Origin of the sequence: Micromonospora sp. R77, assembly GCF_022747945.1 — a bacterium.
Taxonomy (GTDB): domain Bacteria; phylum Actinomycetota; class Actinomycetes; order Mycobacteriales; family Micromonosporaceae; genus Micromonospora.
In genome coordinates this window covers 5886924-5900502 of the sequence record NZ_JALDST010000001.1, presented here as the reverse complement: position 1 = coordinate 5900502, position 13579 = coordinate 5886924, and the positions used below count along the sequence as shown (strand labels likewise).

Sequence of the window (13579 nt, the reverse complement as noted above, 5' to 3'; positions counted from 1 at the left end):
TCCGCGAATTCAGGGTGGTACCCGCGGTCGAAGGCTCGACACTCGGCTTCCAGGAGAAGGTGGTGGAGCGCGTTCAGCAAGAAGAAGCGTCGGGGCAAGGGCGGCAAGGTCCGCCCGCCGGTGCACGACGATCTGGTGCGCCGCGACTTCACCGCCGACGGCCCGAACCGGTTGTGGCTGGCCGACATCACCGAGCACCGCACCGGTGAGGGCAAGCTGTACCTGTGCGCGATCAAGGACGTGTGGTCCAACCGGACCGTCGGCTACTCCATCGACTCACGAATGAAGTCGAGGCTGGCCGTCAACGCCCTGCACAACGCCGTAGCCCGCCGGGCCGGAAACGGCTTGTCCCAGTCGATCTCCTCGCCAGCTTGGTCCACCGCATCCAGTTGGAGACCCCGGCGGGGAGCAGAATCGCAAACCTGCGAGGGTGTCCGCCATGGATTCTAAGCCGGGTACCGGGCCCGCGCGTGACCACGATCCAGGGATCTCGTTGGCACGGTTCGCCGGCCGAATGCTTGTGGTCTGTCCGCAGTGCGGCGGGTGCGCGCTCGTGGTTCCCCGGCCGGGTCTCCGCACACCCGGGTACTTCAGCGAGCTGCTGTTTCAGCCACGCCGGTTGGTCTGCGATGGGTGCGGTGCGGTCGCCGATTGGGAACCCGAGGAGTTGGCAGCGATGGTCGACCACAACGAGATTGCCGCCGCTCGCCGCGCGCTCGGTCGCCACCTCGCCCACCTGCGGAAGGACGCCGGCCAAACCCAGCACACGTTGGCCCGGCTCGTGCAGTACGGGCGCAGTTCGGTGGCGAACACCGAGACCGGCCGCCAACATCCCGAGCGATCCTTCTGGTCCCGCTGCGACGCGGTGTTGCGCACCGGCGGCGTACTCACCGTCGAGTACGACCGCATCGCCGACCTGGACCACCAACACCGCCACCGCCCAGCGCCCCCACCCGCTGGCACCGGCCCTGCCACCAACGCGGAAGCCGTGTGGTGGGAGCACGAGAAACGCATCACCGCCCGCCGGTCCGCGCTGACCGTGACGGCCGATAACGACCCACGGCTGGCGCACCTGGAACACGAAGTACGGCAGGCGATCGGTGACAACGAACTACTCCCGCCGGCCACGCTCGTAGCCCGGCTGCGTCCGCTGCGGGTCAGCGTCGACCAGCTGATGGCGGCCCGACAGCACCCACCGCAACGAGCCCGGCTCTACACCGCCGCCGCCCACCTGTCCGGGCTCCTCGCCGCCCTCGCCTTGGACCTACGCGCCTTCCCGGTCGCGCACGCCTACGCCGCCGAAGCCTTCGACCTCGCCCACGCCGCTGAACAACCCGACACGCAGGCCTGGGCCCGCGCCACCCAAAGCCTGGTCGCCTACTACACCGGCAAGCACCGCGACGCGCTCGCCTACGCCGAAGACGGCCTACGCCACGCTGGCGCCGGCCCGCACCTCATCCGCCTCACGATCAACGGGCAGGCACGAGCGCTCGCCCACCTCGGCGACCGCCGGGGCGTCCACCAGGCCGTGGACCGCGCGTTCACCCTGCTGCCCGAACACCCCGCGGACGGGCAGATCAGCACCAGCCTCACCCTCGGCCCGTACTGCCCGACCCGGGGCCGCCGCCAACGCGGCGACGGCCTACCTGGTCCTCGGCGACTCCACCGGCGTCGTCGACCAGCTCACCGCCGCTGTCGCGGCATTCGACGCGGCGGAGCTACGCGGCCCGCAGGCGCTCAGCCGCCTCGACCTGGCCACCGCCCACACGCGAGCGGGCGACCTCGAGCACGCTGCCGGGCTGGCGCTGGAAGCACTCAGCCTCACCGCCGGGTACCGCTTCGAATCGGTCTACCAACGCACTCGCCAATTCCTCGCCGCCGTCCACCCCTACGGCCGCCACCCGCGACTACAAGATGTCGCGGGCCTGTTCACCGAATTGACGTATCCCCGCAGTACCCCGCCACTGGGCCTACGATCGCCGACATGAGCAGCCGGGAAACTCCCCAGCCTACGGCAGCGGTGGGCCGCTTCCCAGGACCTGACCGCACTCACCGAGCACTGGTACCGGCACCCCGACTGGCGCACCGGCCGCCATTTCTACATCCCACCCTGAGCTGCAACGTCAAGTTGAAAAGGGCTCGCTGAGATCACATACTCGCCATCGCTTCTTTGATCATAGATCTCATTTCACCTCCCGTCAGCGCCTTGGCCTCGATTTCCCAGAAGGTCTCTTGATAGGGCGCAATATCGTCGTGGCTCTCTCGCGTCATGACGCTCATAGGCCCAGTCTCCAGAAAAAGCATTTCTTCGTCCTCAGGATCAGGGAATTCGAGAATCACGAACGGACCCCTCAGGCCAAGGTGCAGCCCGAAAGAGAACGGCAGGATCCCTATATTGATAGCAGGGTGCTCGCTAAGTTCCAGCAGTCGAGCGAGCTGTCTTTTCATTATCCCGGTGCCGCTACCCGCAGATCTCACGTGCCGGAATATAACCGCCTGATCCAGTACGAAAGATCCTTGCGGCGCATCCGGTCGGCTGAAGATCTCTTGCCGCTTGATCCGCGCTTCGACTCGACGTTCCCTAGTGCGCTCAGGCACCTCAGGGCTTGACAGCGCACGAATTACCTCCCGCGCGTATTCTTCCGTCTGCAGCAGTCCCGGGAGGAACATATTCTCGAATTGCTTTATGGCCGAAGCAGAAGCCTCAAAACCTAGATAAACGAGAAATTCGCGGGTGAGCGCATCGCGATATGCGCTCCAGACCTGACGTCTGCTCTGCTCCGCCATTCGGACGAACTCGGATACTTGCGGCCCACTCGTGACCTTGTACAAATTCAGCAGCGCCTTGAGGTCCGTTCGAGAGAGACCAACCTGGCCGCTCTCGATCCGGATAATTTTCGACGGAGACCATCCCAAGGCATCCGCCACCTCTTTCTGGGTGAATCCTGCTCGCGCCCGCGCTCTGCGAAGCTCTGTCCGCAGACGCCTGCGCTGCACCGCCGCATCAAGGTCTTGGGGCATAAGTCCGTTTCTTTCCGAAAGTCCGGTTCGACAGCTCATGTTGCCCGACAGGTCGGCCGCAGAAAGTGCTACTCGCACCTAGCGCGTCGCAACCTAACTTACTGTGATGAGCTGTACCGTGAGCGTACCGATAGAAGTTCCACGCATCCAGGCACGACCCACCCCAGAAGCCCTCAGGGCCGCTCTCTGACAAGCCCGGAAGGATAACTCCGTTGCCCCCAAGGCGTCACTCCTCGAACAGGGCCGACTCCAAGTCAGCTCGCCCACAGGGCAACCGTCGCACCTCTACCGCGGAGAAGTCGTCGAGCTCCGAAGGCGCGAATGAGCTTCCGGCTCAGCAGCCCGGTAGGCGGAGAAACGAGCTAAAGCCTCAGTTATCGCGCCCAAAGAGCGTCCCTCCTGACGGCCACGTCGTGCCGCAACCAGTCGGCACACCCGACAACGCTGATCTGGCTGAGGTGTCGGACCCGTCTACCCGCCCCGCACCCAAGAGCCATGGATGGCTCCAGAGTGTCTTCGCATTTGTCAACGAGCGTTGCGATCGCAGCGGGGACCACAAGCGCGACATCCCGCTCCTGCTGACACTGACGGCATGTGGCGCAGTGGTCCTGACGATTCCCCCGCTAGCAGTCGTCGCAGTGCTCAAGGTTCTAGGCGTAACCGCCGCAGATGTAGGCATGTGGACTGCTCTTCTACTCCCGCTAGGGGGAGGATGCGCGGCGGCGAGGATCGCCTTGAGACCCGCCAGAGCCCCTGACGTGAAGCCCGAGCCCTAGGACCGAGGCGGAAGCAGGGACGTCCTCAGTCCCGAGGCCGCGCTCGCTTCACAAGCCAGGAGCAGCCGAATCCGATCAACACTGATCCGACCACAGTTCCGATGCCGACCAAGGCAACTCTCGCAGCAAGATTCAGCCGCCCGGCCGTCGCCTGCACCATCAGAGAGGAGATGATCATTGCTGCCGCAGCGATGGTGATGTAGCTCGCCGTTCTGACGATGCGCCGACCTCTTCGCCTACGAGGTAGAAGCCGTTCGACGGCCTCGGCTCGCGCCAACTCAGCCTCATTCATTTTCATCTCTTAACTGATCGGGTGCGAAGGACTGATTCTTAACTCACGGTCCAGGCAGATGGAACACTGGCTCTCCGAGCAGCTGCTGCCACCACCTAGCGCCAGCCTAGCGGTCCAGGTAGGCGAATCAGCGCCAGCGGGCCTTGACCACGCAGGGCCAATCGGCTACTTCATGCTTCCAGCAGGCCGAGAACGAAGCGGGCCCCGAGGAGTGCCAAGTCCGCGACTGGCGAGCCTAGTACGCCCACATCACCCTCTCCATGACCGCCCACTCCGGGCCTCCCCTGGCCACTCCCTTACGACAAGAGGGGAAACAGCCCCGACTACGGCATCATGGTCGGCTAGCCCGTACCCGGAGATCCGAAGGCTCTTCACCCTGTTGCAGTAATGTATATAGCCGCCAAAGCCACTGATGACGTTGCAGATCCCGGCGCACCCCGTACACCGCAGTCCGCGGTCGACCGGGCACGGCCGATTCCGCATCCCCGCCCGGCCTCCAACAGCAGCACCCGAAGTCCCTGGTCCTGGCGCACGACCTCGTGGGTACAAGCCAGACCACCTGGGCCGGCACCAACGACGACGACATCGAAGAACACGGCAGACTTTCCTTTCCAACAGTCGCAGACGATCGGAAGCGAACAGCCACCCCGCGACCGGACCCGCTGCATGTCCACCGGCTGGTACAGGAAATCGGCAACAGTTGAGGCCAGCGCGATGATCACCACCTAGCGCAGCACAGGCACCGTCCGGACAGCGATCTCCCAACTGCACGAACGATCCGCCCGGCCTTTCGGGGTAGGCACGCCTACAGTCGCCGACGTCGGGCGTTGTCGGACAGCCATTTCATCGACCTATGACAATTCACCGACAACCCGGCTAGTGCCTCGTCACGCGGCCTTGAAGGGGTAATCTGGGTGGCGGATCTTGGACTTGGTCGCGTATCCCGTTTTCGGACGGGCGCGCTGGTTGTGCCAGCGGATGTAGTCGCCGATGACGGTGTCCTGCTCGGCGTGGGTGCGGTGGTCGGTGCCGTTGAGGGCGAAGTAGCGCAAAGCGGCGAACTCGGCTTCGATCCAGTTCAGCCAGGAGCTGTAGGTCGGCAGGAAGACCAGCTCAACGTCGTTGGCCTGGCACCAGGCCCGGACGGTGGGGTGCTTGTGCGGGGAGAAGTTGTCCAGGATCAGATGCAGCGTCTGTCCTGGCCAGCGGCGCCGCAGGGTCTTGAGGAAGTCGAGGAACTCGCTCGATCGTTTCCGGTCCCGGATCCGGTAGTGGATTCGTCCGGTGGCCAGGTCGAGGCTGGCGATCATGTGCCGGACACCGTGGTCACGGTGGTAAGTCGCCCGGAGTCGGACCGGGTTGCCCTGCGGTTTCCAGGCTTTGCCCGGCCGGGGCTGCAGGTTCAGCGGCCCGAACTCGTCGACGCAGATGACCCGGCCGCCGGCCGGTGGATGGTCGTAGAGGTCGAGGACCCGACGCATCTTGGCGGTGAAGTCCGGGTCGTTGCTGGCTTTCCACGTCTTCGACGTCTGCCAGGTGACGCCGCGTTCGTGCAGGATCCGCCGGACGGTCTCGATGCTGATCGTGTCCACCTGGCCAGTGGCGATCAGGTAGTCACGCAGCTTGGACAGCGACCAGGTCGAGAACGGCTGGCCGAGGAAGCGGGGGTCACACCGGGCGATCACACAGATCCAGTCGCGGGTCTGCTCATTGATCTTGTTCGGTGTGCCCCCTCTCCATTTTGGGTCCAGCGCGTCGAACCCCCGCTCGTTGAACGCGTGGATCACGTCGCGGACGTAGTCCTCGGTGGCCTTGAGCAGGTACGCGATGTCGGGCGCCGGCTGGCCCTGGCCAGACATCAGAACCACGATCGCCCGGCGCAGCTTGACCGGGTTCTTCGCGGTCCGCGTGATCTTCTGCAGCCGCTGGCCCTCGGCCATCGACAGCGCCCGCACGAACACCTCCGGGCGTCGTCCCACCCGGCATCACCTCCCACACAACAGCGAGAGGGACAGCCTGCCCGAGACGGCCTCCGAACCGACGGATTACACGGCCAACGTCCAAAGACGAGGCACTAGATCTCCGCACGCGTCAACACGCGCGGCTCTGCGACGGGGAGGTGGTCGCAGACGTACGGCGAGCTCCTATTGAAGACTGGCCGCATGGCGCCTCGGCGTCCGCGGGGTGGCCGGGAGCGACTGCCAGAGCGATGACTGCCGCGACCTGCCTCCTCCGTCGGGGCCGCGTGTGCCCGGCCGCGATCCCGTCGACGCTCGACAGGGTTAGCTGCCCGTGCCCGTGCCCGTGCCCGTGCCCGTGCCCGTGCCCGTGCCCGTGCGACGATGCTTCCATGAACCACAGCAGCGCGGGCTTGGTCATCTGGGACATTGACGGGACGCTCATCCCTGCGGACCTGCGTTGGCTGAAGCGCGCGATCGCTCGTGCGTACGGCATCGCCCACTCCGACGTTGCCTTCCCCGACAAGAAGGTGCATGGATATACGGACGAGTCCATCGCCGTCGACACGGCGATCGCCTCGGGCGTAGACCCATCATCTGCGGAGGCCGGCATACCCGCCTTCCGACAGGCCATCGCCGCAGTCATGCAAGAAGGCCGGCACGAGCTCGCTGAAGTTCAGCCGCCGTACCCAGGTGCCGCGGCCAGCATCGCGGAGTTGCACAACCATGGTTTCGTCCAAACCGTGTTGACCGGCAACCTGCGTTCGGCCGCCGACGTGAAGCTGCACGTCGCGGGCTTGGACGAGTTCCTTGATCTTCGCATCGGTGGGTTCGGATCGGACGCGCGAGATCGCTTCCAGCTTCCGAAAGTCGTAGCTCAGCGCTACTCCGAGATTTATGGCGATCCGCTCGATCCTGCTAGAGCGATCGTCATTGGGGACGCGCCCAACGACATCGCCTGCGCACGCCAGGCCGGCTTTCGCGTCGCTGTCGTCGCTCACCGGATCGGTCGGCAAGAGCTGGCATCCTACGAACCTGATCTAGTGCTCGACAGTCTCGACCCTACGACGGTGGTGGCCGCCGTCAGCTCCCTGTCGAGCTGCGGCGGGTCGCCGGCTGCCCGCTAGTACTCCAGCTGCACTTGCTTGATCTGGAGTTTCGGCAGCTCGTCTGGATAATCGGCGCGTGTGCGGCGTCGTCCCTGTACGTCGGCTGCGCATGTCGATGCTATTCGTCTGATGGATCAGGAGATCGCAATGTCTGTCTGATGTGGTCGTTCATAGAACGGGCACGCTCTCGTGCTTGTGCTGATCGATGAGATCGTCGGCTGGCGGGTGGGTATGGATGATCTGTTGGCGCGGTTCGCGCACCGGTTCGGGCGCACGGAGCCCGGCCGGCAGGCGCTGACTTACCTGGTCGAGTTGTTGTCACCTCTGGCGGCCAAGAACGGTTGGACCTTGGCCGAGGCCGCCGGCGATGCGACCCCGGACCGGATGCAGCGGCTGCTCAACCGGTCAGCGTGGGACCCAGACGCGGTCCGCGATGACCTGGTCGCCTACATGTCCGAGCACCTCGGCCACGACGACGGGGTACTGATCATCGACGAGACCGGCTTCCTCAAGAAGGGCGTGAAGTCGGCGGGGGCCCCGCGACCAGCAGGTCCCCACCGCGGCGTGCACGACGCTGCTCTACGACCAGGGCGTGCCGCTCGAACGGATTCAGGACGTGCTCGGGCACAGGTCCTCTACGGTCACCAAGTCGATCTAGGTCGAGATTGACAGTGCGGGCATTGCCGGGGGTGGCGTGGACGGCACGGGCGGCCGCCGGGGCCTCGGCGACGGTGGGGAGACGGAGAGGGCCACCGAGGTCGTGGCGTACACGCTGTCGCTGATGAGGCCCGCCGCCTAAGGTGGTTTCCGCAGAACCCGGGGCGGCTCGACCTGACCGGCCTGTTCGTCTGGGTCCCGATGCCGCGGGCGGGAGATGAGACGAGATGTTGAGTAACCACGAGGCCCGCGTCTTGGAGGCGATCGACGACACGGAAGCCGTGAATCTGCTGGCTGAGGCCGTGAGGATCCCGAGCATTACCGGTACCGCCGCCGAGTCCGAGATGCAGCACTGGTGCGCCCGCCTACTGATCGAGGCTGACCTCGACGTCGACCTCTGGCAACTCGACCTCGTCGGACTACAGGGCATGGACGGTTTCCCGGGTACCGAGGCCCCCCGCACCGAGGGGTACGGGCTGGTCGGTGTCATCGGCGACGAGGGCCCCCCAGCGCTCGTGCTGCAGGGCCATGTTGACGTCGTACCCACTGGCGACCTGGCCCGTTGGGAAGGCAACGACCCGTTCACCCCCAGGCTCACCGGCGACACGCTGCACGGCCGGGGCGCCTGCGACATGAAGGCCGGCCTGATCGCCAACCTCGCCGTGACCCGCGCTGTGAAACGATCAGGGGTGCGACTTGCCCGCCCACTGGCCGTGCACTGTGTGGTTGGCGAGGAGGACGGCGGCCTCGGCGCCTTCGCTACCCTGGCCCGGGGCCACACCGGCAAGGCTGCGGTGATCACCGAGCCAACCAACGGCACAGTGATCACCGCCAACGCGGGCGCGCTGACTTTCCAGATCGAGATCGCCGGCCGGGCCGCGCACGGCGCCACCCGGCAGGAGGGCGTCAGCGCCGTCGAGGTCTTCTGGCCCGTGTTCGCGGCGATCCGGCAGCTGGAGGCCAGCCGCAACAGCGCGCTGCCGGCCCTGTTCGCCGGCAATGCCCTGCCCTACCCCATCGAGATCGGCACCGTACGCGCCGGCGACTGGCCCAGCAGCGTGCCAGACCTGCTGGTCGCCCAGGGCCGGATGGGGGTGCGGCTGGACGAGGACCCCGCCGACGCGCGTGCGGCCTTCGAGCAGGCACTCCACGACATCAACCATCCCTGGCTACGCACCCACCCACCCACCGTCACCTGGCCCGGCGGCCAGTTCGCCAGCGGCCGCCTCAACCCGGGCCATCCACTGATCGACGAGATCACCAGGGCCGTCGCCGACACCACCGGCGTCACACCCCCGGCCGCGGCCGCGCCCTACGGCAGCGACCTGCGGCTGTACAGCGCGGGCGGGATACCCTCCCTGCACTACGGGCCGGGCGACGTCCGCTTCGCGCACGCCCCCCGCGAGCAGGTGGACCTGGGCGAGTTGAGGGCGGTGATCCGGACGCTCGCCCTGCTCACCGTACGGCGCTGCGGGGTCCGCTGAAGCCCAGCGGCCCACGCTGCACGAGCCGCAACCACCGCGTGCTCCGGTTCGCATCCGGCACGTCCGCGGTGCCGCAGCAGGCGACGCTGAACGGCTCCGGACCGTCCAGGCTGGCGTTGGCGCTCTCGATCGCGAAGCCTCCAAGTGCCGCTCGTCGACGTTCCGCAGGTTCGCCGCCGCAGCGTCTCCGCGTCACGGTCCCGCGACCCCGACGGCCGCCCGCCCCTGCCGTACCGGTCCGGCCGCTCTTGCCCGTTACCCCCCCATGCCGACACCAGCCCGCACAGGTACTGGCAGGGGTTTCCTCTGATGTGAGCCATCGGGAGGTTGAGGTTCCGACGTGCTCGACGCCCTCGCCGGCGCGTTCGGCCTCGGCGCCGTAGACACGGACTCCTCCCAACCGTCGCCGTGCCGGAGCGACGGCCGTCGCGCGTCTCGAGGCCCGGCTCCGGGAGTACTGATTCCTACCGCGTGAGCGCGTACGGGGGCGGAGGCGGGTTCGCGCTGACGCCGGTGCGCGGTGGCACCGGCCAGTCGGGGATGAGCGTGGTGTCGTTGATCAGTTCCAGCGCGGTGATCGTCGCCAAGTCCTGTGTCGCCTGCACGAAGCCCTCGACCCACATCAGCGTGATGGAGGTCCTGCCGTCCTTGCGGTCGTAGGGTGTGCCGGACGTGTTCGGTGCAGTGTGGGGGTCGTCGCCGTGGGCGAGTCGGTTGCGGACCGCCTTGGCGTCGCGGAGGTAGTCACCCAGCTGTCGGGTCTGGATGGTGGTCCAGAGCCACCGCCCGCCACGGCCGGGTAGGGACTGTGTCCGCACGCGGGCCTGCCACTGGCGGGTCACGTTCGGGATCTGCAGGTGCTGGGCGATCCGCTCCCGTATCCGGTCCATGGTCGCTGGTGTGCCCTGGCGGGGGCCTCCGTGCGCGCCGATCAACTCGTTGAAGAACATCTCGAACGGCCCGTATGCGTGGAGGAAGGAGCCGTACCTCATGCTGCGGTACTGGGGATTCCGCTTCGCCTCGTCCTTGTTGGCGCGGTGGATGTTGATGAAGTCCACCGGGGTTGCCAGCCGCGTCGCCAGGTTGGCCAGTGCCTGCTGAACCGCTGCCGTGTCCACCACGGCCGCGAGCGTACTGGCGGACGCCGAGTCCGGCAGCCCCGATCCCTGATCCGGCGAACAGTCGATCAGGCCACCGCACACCGCCGTTCCGGATACCGCTCCGGGAGGCTGGACGTACTCGCTGCCCGTGCGCACCCCCGCGGCACCCGACCTCCAGCGGCTGGCGCGGCCGACGCCTGGAGGTCGGGACCGAGAAGCTGGATTCCGGGTACGGACCGTCGGCCCTGAACGCCCGTTCCGCGAAGCGCTCGGCGATGCGGTGGTGGGTGGCGGTGTCCGGGTGGAGCTGGTCGGGCAGCGGCAACTCGGCGAAGTCGGCCGGACCGTAGAGGTCGAGGCCGTCGAGGTGTGCAGGTTCGGGTCGTCGGCGGCCCGCTGGGCGGTGATCCGGGCCAACTCCTCGCCGATGACACCGAGCGTGAGCTTGCCGCTCGCCCGCTCGGCCGGGTCGCCGGTGGCCCGGAACCGCAGCTGCCCGGCGGCGAGGGCGGCGAGGTCGAACGCGCCGGGACCGGGGTGTCCTCGTGGATGGGGCAGTAGATCGGTGACACGACGAGCAGCGGCGTGGTGGGGTGGCCGTCGCGGATGGTGTCGAGGAAGCCGTGTACGGCCGGGGTGAAGGCGGGCAGCCCCATCAGGTCGGTGTTCACCAGGTTGATGCCGATCTTCACGCTGATCAGGTCGGCTCGGGTGTCCCGCATGGCGCGGGCGGTGAACGGGTCCAGCAGCGCGCTGCCGCCGAAGCCGAGGTTGACCAGGTCGACGCCACCGAGGGCGGCGGCGACGACCGGCCCGGTGGCGGTGGGGCTGGTGGCGTTGGAGCCCTGACTGATGGAGCTGCCGTGGTGCAGCCACACCCGGCGACCCCGGTCGGGTACGGGTACGACGGGGGCGTCGGTGCGCAGGGCGACGAGTTCGGTCCGCTCGTGGTGCGGCAGCCAGATGTCGACGTCCTTCACCCGGTCGGGCAGGCCGGCGAAGCGGACGGTGCCGGGCGGACCGGGCCGGTGCTCGGCGGTACCGCTGGCCATGTCGACGGTCACCGTATCGCCGCCGGTGACGCTTGCCTGGTCGGTCAGGAGGCCGTCGACGAGCAGGTCGTAGACGCCGTCCGGGCGGGGCGGCAGACCGGTGTAGGTCTGCCGGGTGGGCAGCGCGTCCAGCTCGACCGCGGTGGCCCGGTGCGGAACGCCAGCCGTACGCCGGCGGGCTGGGCCCCGACCATGGCGAGTTGGCCGTCGGTGTACTGGGCGCGGGCCCACCCGGGTAGCCGGTGCGGCAGGACCCCGCGCGCGGTGTGCTCGACGTCGAGCGCGCCGCGCAGGAGGTCGGTGGTGATCGGCGTGGTGATCGGGAGGGCAGACATGTCTTCGGTTTCTCAGCACGTGGTGACGGCCGGGCCTACAGCCAGTCGTGTTCTCGGGCGTAGCGGGCCGCCTCGTGGCGGGTCCGGGTCTGAGTCTTGCGCATGGCGTTGGAGAGGTAGTTGCGGACGGTTCCCGGTGCGAGGTGCAGCCGGGTGGCGATGTCGGCGACTGAGTAGCCCTCGCCGGTGACCCGCAGCACGTCGGCTTCGCGGTCGGTAAGGGGGCAGTCCTCGGTGACGGCGAGCGCCGACACGTCCGGGTCGATCCAGCGTTTCCCCGCCTGAAGGGTGGCGATGGCCGAGGTGATGTGGGCCGGCTCGGCGGACTTGCTGACGAAGCCCTGCACACCGAGCCGCAACGCCTTGCGCAGCACGCCGGGACGGGCGTGCCGGGTCAGCATGAGGATCACCTGCTCCGGTAGCGTGCGACGGATCTCGGCGACGGCCTCGAGCCCGTCCACGCCGGGCATCTCCAGGTCGATGACCAGCACGTCGGGTCGGTGCCGCAGGGTGGCCTCGATGGCCGTACGGCCGTCCTGCGCCTCGGCGAGGACGGTGATGTCACCCTCCAGGGGCAGCAGCGCGGCCAGGGCCGTGCGGAGCAGCACCTCGTCGTCGGCGAGCACGATGGTCGTCATCGGTCGACCTCCTTCGAGGCTGGTCGGGCCGCGCCCGCCCGGGCGGGTGGGAAGACGGCGGCCGTCCGGAACCGCTCCTCGGTCTGTTCCACGGTCAGCTCGCCGCCGTCACCGGCCACCCGCTGCCGGAGTGCGGCCAGGCCCCGCAGCTCGGGGAGCGAGGTGGCGGTCACGCCGTCGTTGACGATGGTGATACCGGCTTCGGCGAGCGTGATCTGCACCTGGGTGGCCTGCGCGTGGCGCAGGATGTTGGTGGTCGTCTCGCGTAGCACCTGGCCGAGCAGTTCGCTGGCGCGGGCGTCGACCTCGGCCTCCCGGGTCACCCGGACCCGGATGCCGGCGGCTTCGAACAGGTTCTTCGCGTTCTCGATCTCCGCGGTGAGGTTGAGCCGCCGCTGGGCGTACGCGAGTTCCTTGGTCTGCGCGATGGTGTCACTGACCAGGTCGTACGTCTCCCGTAGCTCCTTGGCCACCCGGGCGGTGTCGCGGTCGAGCAGGCGCTCCGCCAGGGCGAGCTTCAGTTTAACCACGTGCAGGGTGTGGCCCTGGATGTCGTGCAGGTCGCTGGCGAACCGGACGCGTTCCCGGACCACCGCCAGCTCCGCCTCACGTTCCCGGGTCTGTTCCAGCTCCCGGATGAGGTCGTAGAACCGTTCCCCTACCACCGTGAGCACCGTCACGACCACGGTGAGGACGGTCGGCACGAGTACGTAGGACCTCAGCACGTCGCCGAGGTCGTCCCGCTGCACCAGCAGCCGCGTGGCGCCGATCAGGGCGACGTAGGAGAACAGTCCGGCCATCGCCGGAGACCGGCGCCGCCGCACCCCGCGCATGGCCAACGAACCCACGGCGCAGACACCCCAGTACGCGTTCGGACTGGCGGTCACCAGGACCCCCACCGGCCACACCACCCCCGCGACCACCAGGCACGGCCACACGACGCGGGACAGGTCGTTGGCCGCCCACCGTTCGAAGGCCACCAGCGCCGCCACCGCGCCCGGGGCCAGGACCAGGACATGCCACCAGGTACGCGCGTCGAGGTAGACCAGGACCACGGCGGCGAACACGACCGGCGGCAGTGAGGTGACGAGGTTGAGCCGGCGCAGCCTTCTCTGCGTCGAGGTGGTGAAGCGCGGCGCTGGGGCGGTCACCACCCC

Annotated in this window: 11 protein-coding genes and 3 pseudogenes; 5 read left to right on the top strand and 9 right to left on the bottom strand. The window is 67.8% G+C overall.

Features of this window, described 5'->3' with window-relative positions:
• Window positions 1-63: 63 nt before the first annotated feature.
• Window positions 64-333 (top strand): annotated as a pseudogene (locus MRQ36_RS27335) (DDE-type integrase/transposase/recombinase); the annotation flags it as partial.
• Between the two features lie 343 nt (window positions 334-676).
• A pseudogene (locus MRQ36_RS34150) lies at window positions 677-1354 on the top strand (helix-turn-helix domain-containing protein); the annotation flags it as partial.
• Window positions 1355-1426: 72 nt separating this feature from the next.
• Here MRQ36_RS34150 and MRQ36_RS34145 read toward each other — a convergent pair.
• The 4 genes from MRQ36_RS34145 to MRQ36_RS27320 all read right to left on the bottom strand — a co-directional run bounded on the left by MRQ36_RS34145 (window position 1427) and on the right by MRQ36_RS27320 (window position 6068).
• Window positions 1427-1561, bottom strand: coding sequence for a hypothetical protein (locus tag MRQ36_RS34145; protein ID WP_308194994.1), 135 nt, complete (start codon window positions 1559-1561; stop codon window positions 1427-1429).
• Window positions 1562-2148: 587 nt separating this feature from the next.
• A complete protein-coding gene (locus MRQ36_RS27325; protein WP_278187608.1) occupies window positions 2149-3021 on the bottom strand; it encodes a helix-turn-helix transcriptional regulator in 873 nt (290 codons plus the stop codon).
• 1439 nt (window positions 3022-4460) lie between these two features.
• Entirely contained in the window at window positions 4461-4757 is a 297-nt protein-coding gene (locus MRQ36_RS34770; RefSeq protein ID WP_374251206.1) for an NAD(P)-binding protein, read from the bottom strand.
• Window positions 4758-4976: 219 nt separating this feature from the next.
• The gene (locus MRQ36_RS27320) at window positions 4977-6068 is read right to left on the bottom strand and encodes an IS630 family transposase (RefSeq protein WP_242795455.1); all 1092 of its coding nucleotides are present in this window, start codon (window positions 6066-6068) and stop codon (window positions 4977-4979) included.
• Between the two features lie 371 nt (window positions 6069-6439).
• Between MRQ36_RS27320 and MRQ36_RS27315 the strand changes: the two genes are divergently transcribed.
• The 3 genes and pseudogenes from MRQ36_RS27315 to MRQ36_RS27305 all read left to right on the top strand — a co-directional run bounded on the left by MRQ36_RS27315 (window position 6440) and on the right by MRQ36_RS27305 (window position 9297).
• Window positions 6440-7174, top strand: coding sequence for an HAD family hydrolase (locus MRQ36_RS27315; protein WP_242799624.1), 735 nt, complete (start codon window positions 6440-6442; stop codon window positions 7172-7174).
• A 213-nt stretch (window positions 7175-7387) separates the two neighbouring features.
• Window positions 7388-7699 (top strand): annotated as a pseudogene (locus MRQ36_RS27310) (transposase); the annotation flags it as partial.
• A gap of 368 nt (window positions 7700-8067) precedes the next feature.
• The gene (locus MRQ36_RS27305) at window positions 8068-9297 is read left to right on the top strand and encodes an ArgE/DapE family deacylase (protein WP_242799623.1); all 1230 of its coding nucleotides are present in this window, start codon (window positions 8068-8070) and stop codon (window positions 9295-9297) included.
• A 464-nt stretch (window positions 9298-9761) separates the two neighbouring features.
• On the opposite strand, the gene MRQ36_RS27300 is transcribed toward MRQ36_RS27305, so the two are convergent.
• The 5 genes from MRQ36_RS27300 to MRQ36_RS27280 all read right to left on the bottom strand — a co-directional run bounded on the left by MRQ36_RS27300 (window position 9762) and on the right by MRQ36_RS27280 (window position 13573).
• The gene (locus MRQ36_RS27300) at window positions 9762-10418 is read right to left on the bottom strand and encodes a hypothetical protein (protein WP_242799622.1); all 657 of its coding nucleotides are present in this window, start codon (window positions 10416-10418) and stop codon (window positions 9762-9764) included.
• Between the two features lie 65 nt (window positions 10419-10483).
• Complete coding sequence (locus MRQ36_RS27295) at window positions 10484-11449, bottom strand: SGNH/GDSL hydrolase family protein (protein WP_242799621.1); 966 nt, start codon at window positions 11447-11449, stop codon at window positions 10484-10486.
• 44 nt (window positions 11450-11493) lie between these two features.
• The gene (locus tag MRQ36_RS27290) at window positions 11494-11784 is read right to left on the bottom strand and encodes a hypothetical protein (RefSeq protein WP_242799619.1); all 291 of its coding nucleotides are present in this window, start codon (window positions 11782-11784) and stop codon (window positions 11494-11496) included.
• A 35-nt stretch (window positions 11785-11819) separates the two neighbouring features.
• Window positions 11820-12422 (bottom strand): response regulator transcription factor, encoded by a 603-nt coding sequence (locus tag MRQ36_RS27285; RefSeq protein WP_242799617.1) that lies wholly within the window; start codon window positions 12420-12422, stop codon window positions 11820-11822.
• The gene (locus tag MRQ36_RS27280; RefSeq protein WP_242799616.1) at window positions 12419-13573 is read right to left on the bottom strand and encodes a sensor histidine kinase; all 1155 of its coding nucleotides are present in this window, start codon (window positions 13571-13573) and stop codon (window positions 12419-12421) included. Before MRQ36_RS27280 ends, MRQ36_RS27285 begins: the two co-directional genes overlap by 4 nt.
• Window positions 13574-13579 lie beyond the last annotated feature (6 nt).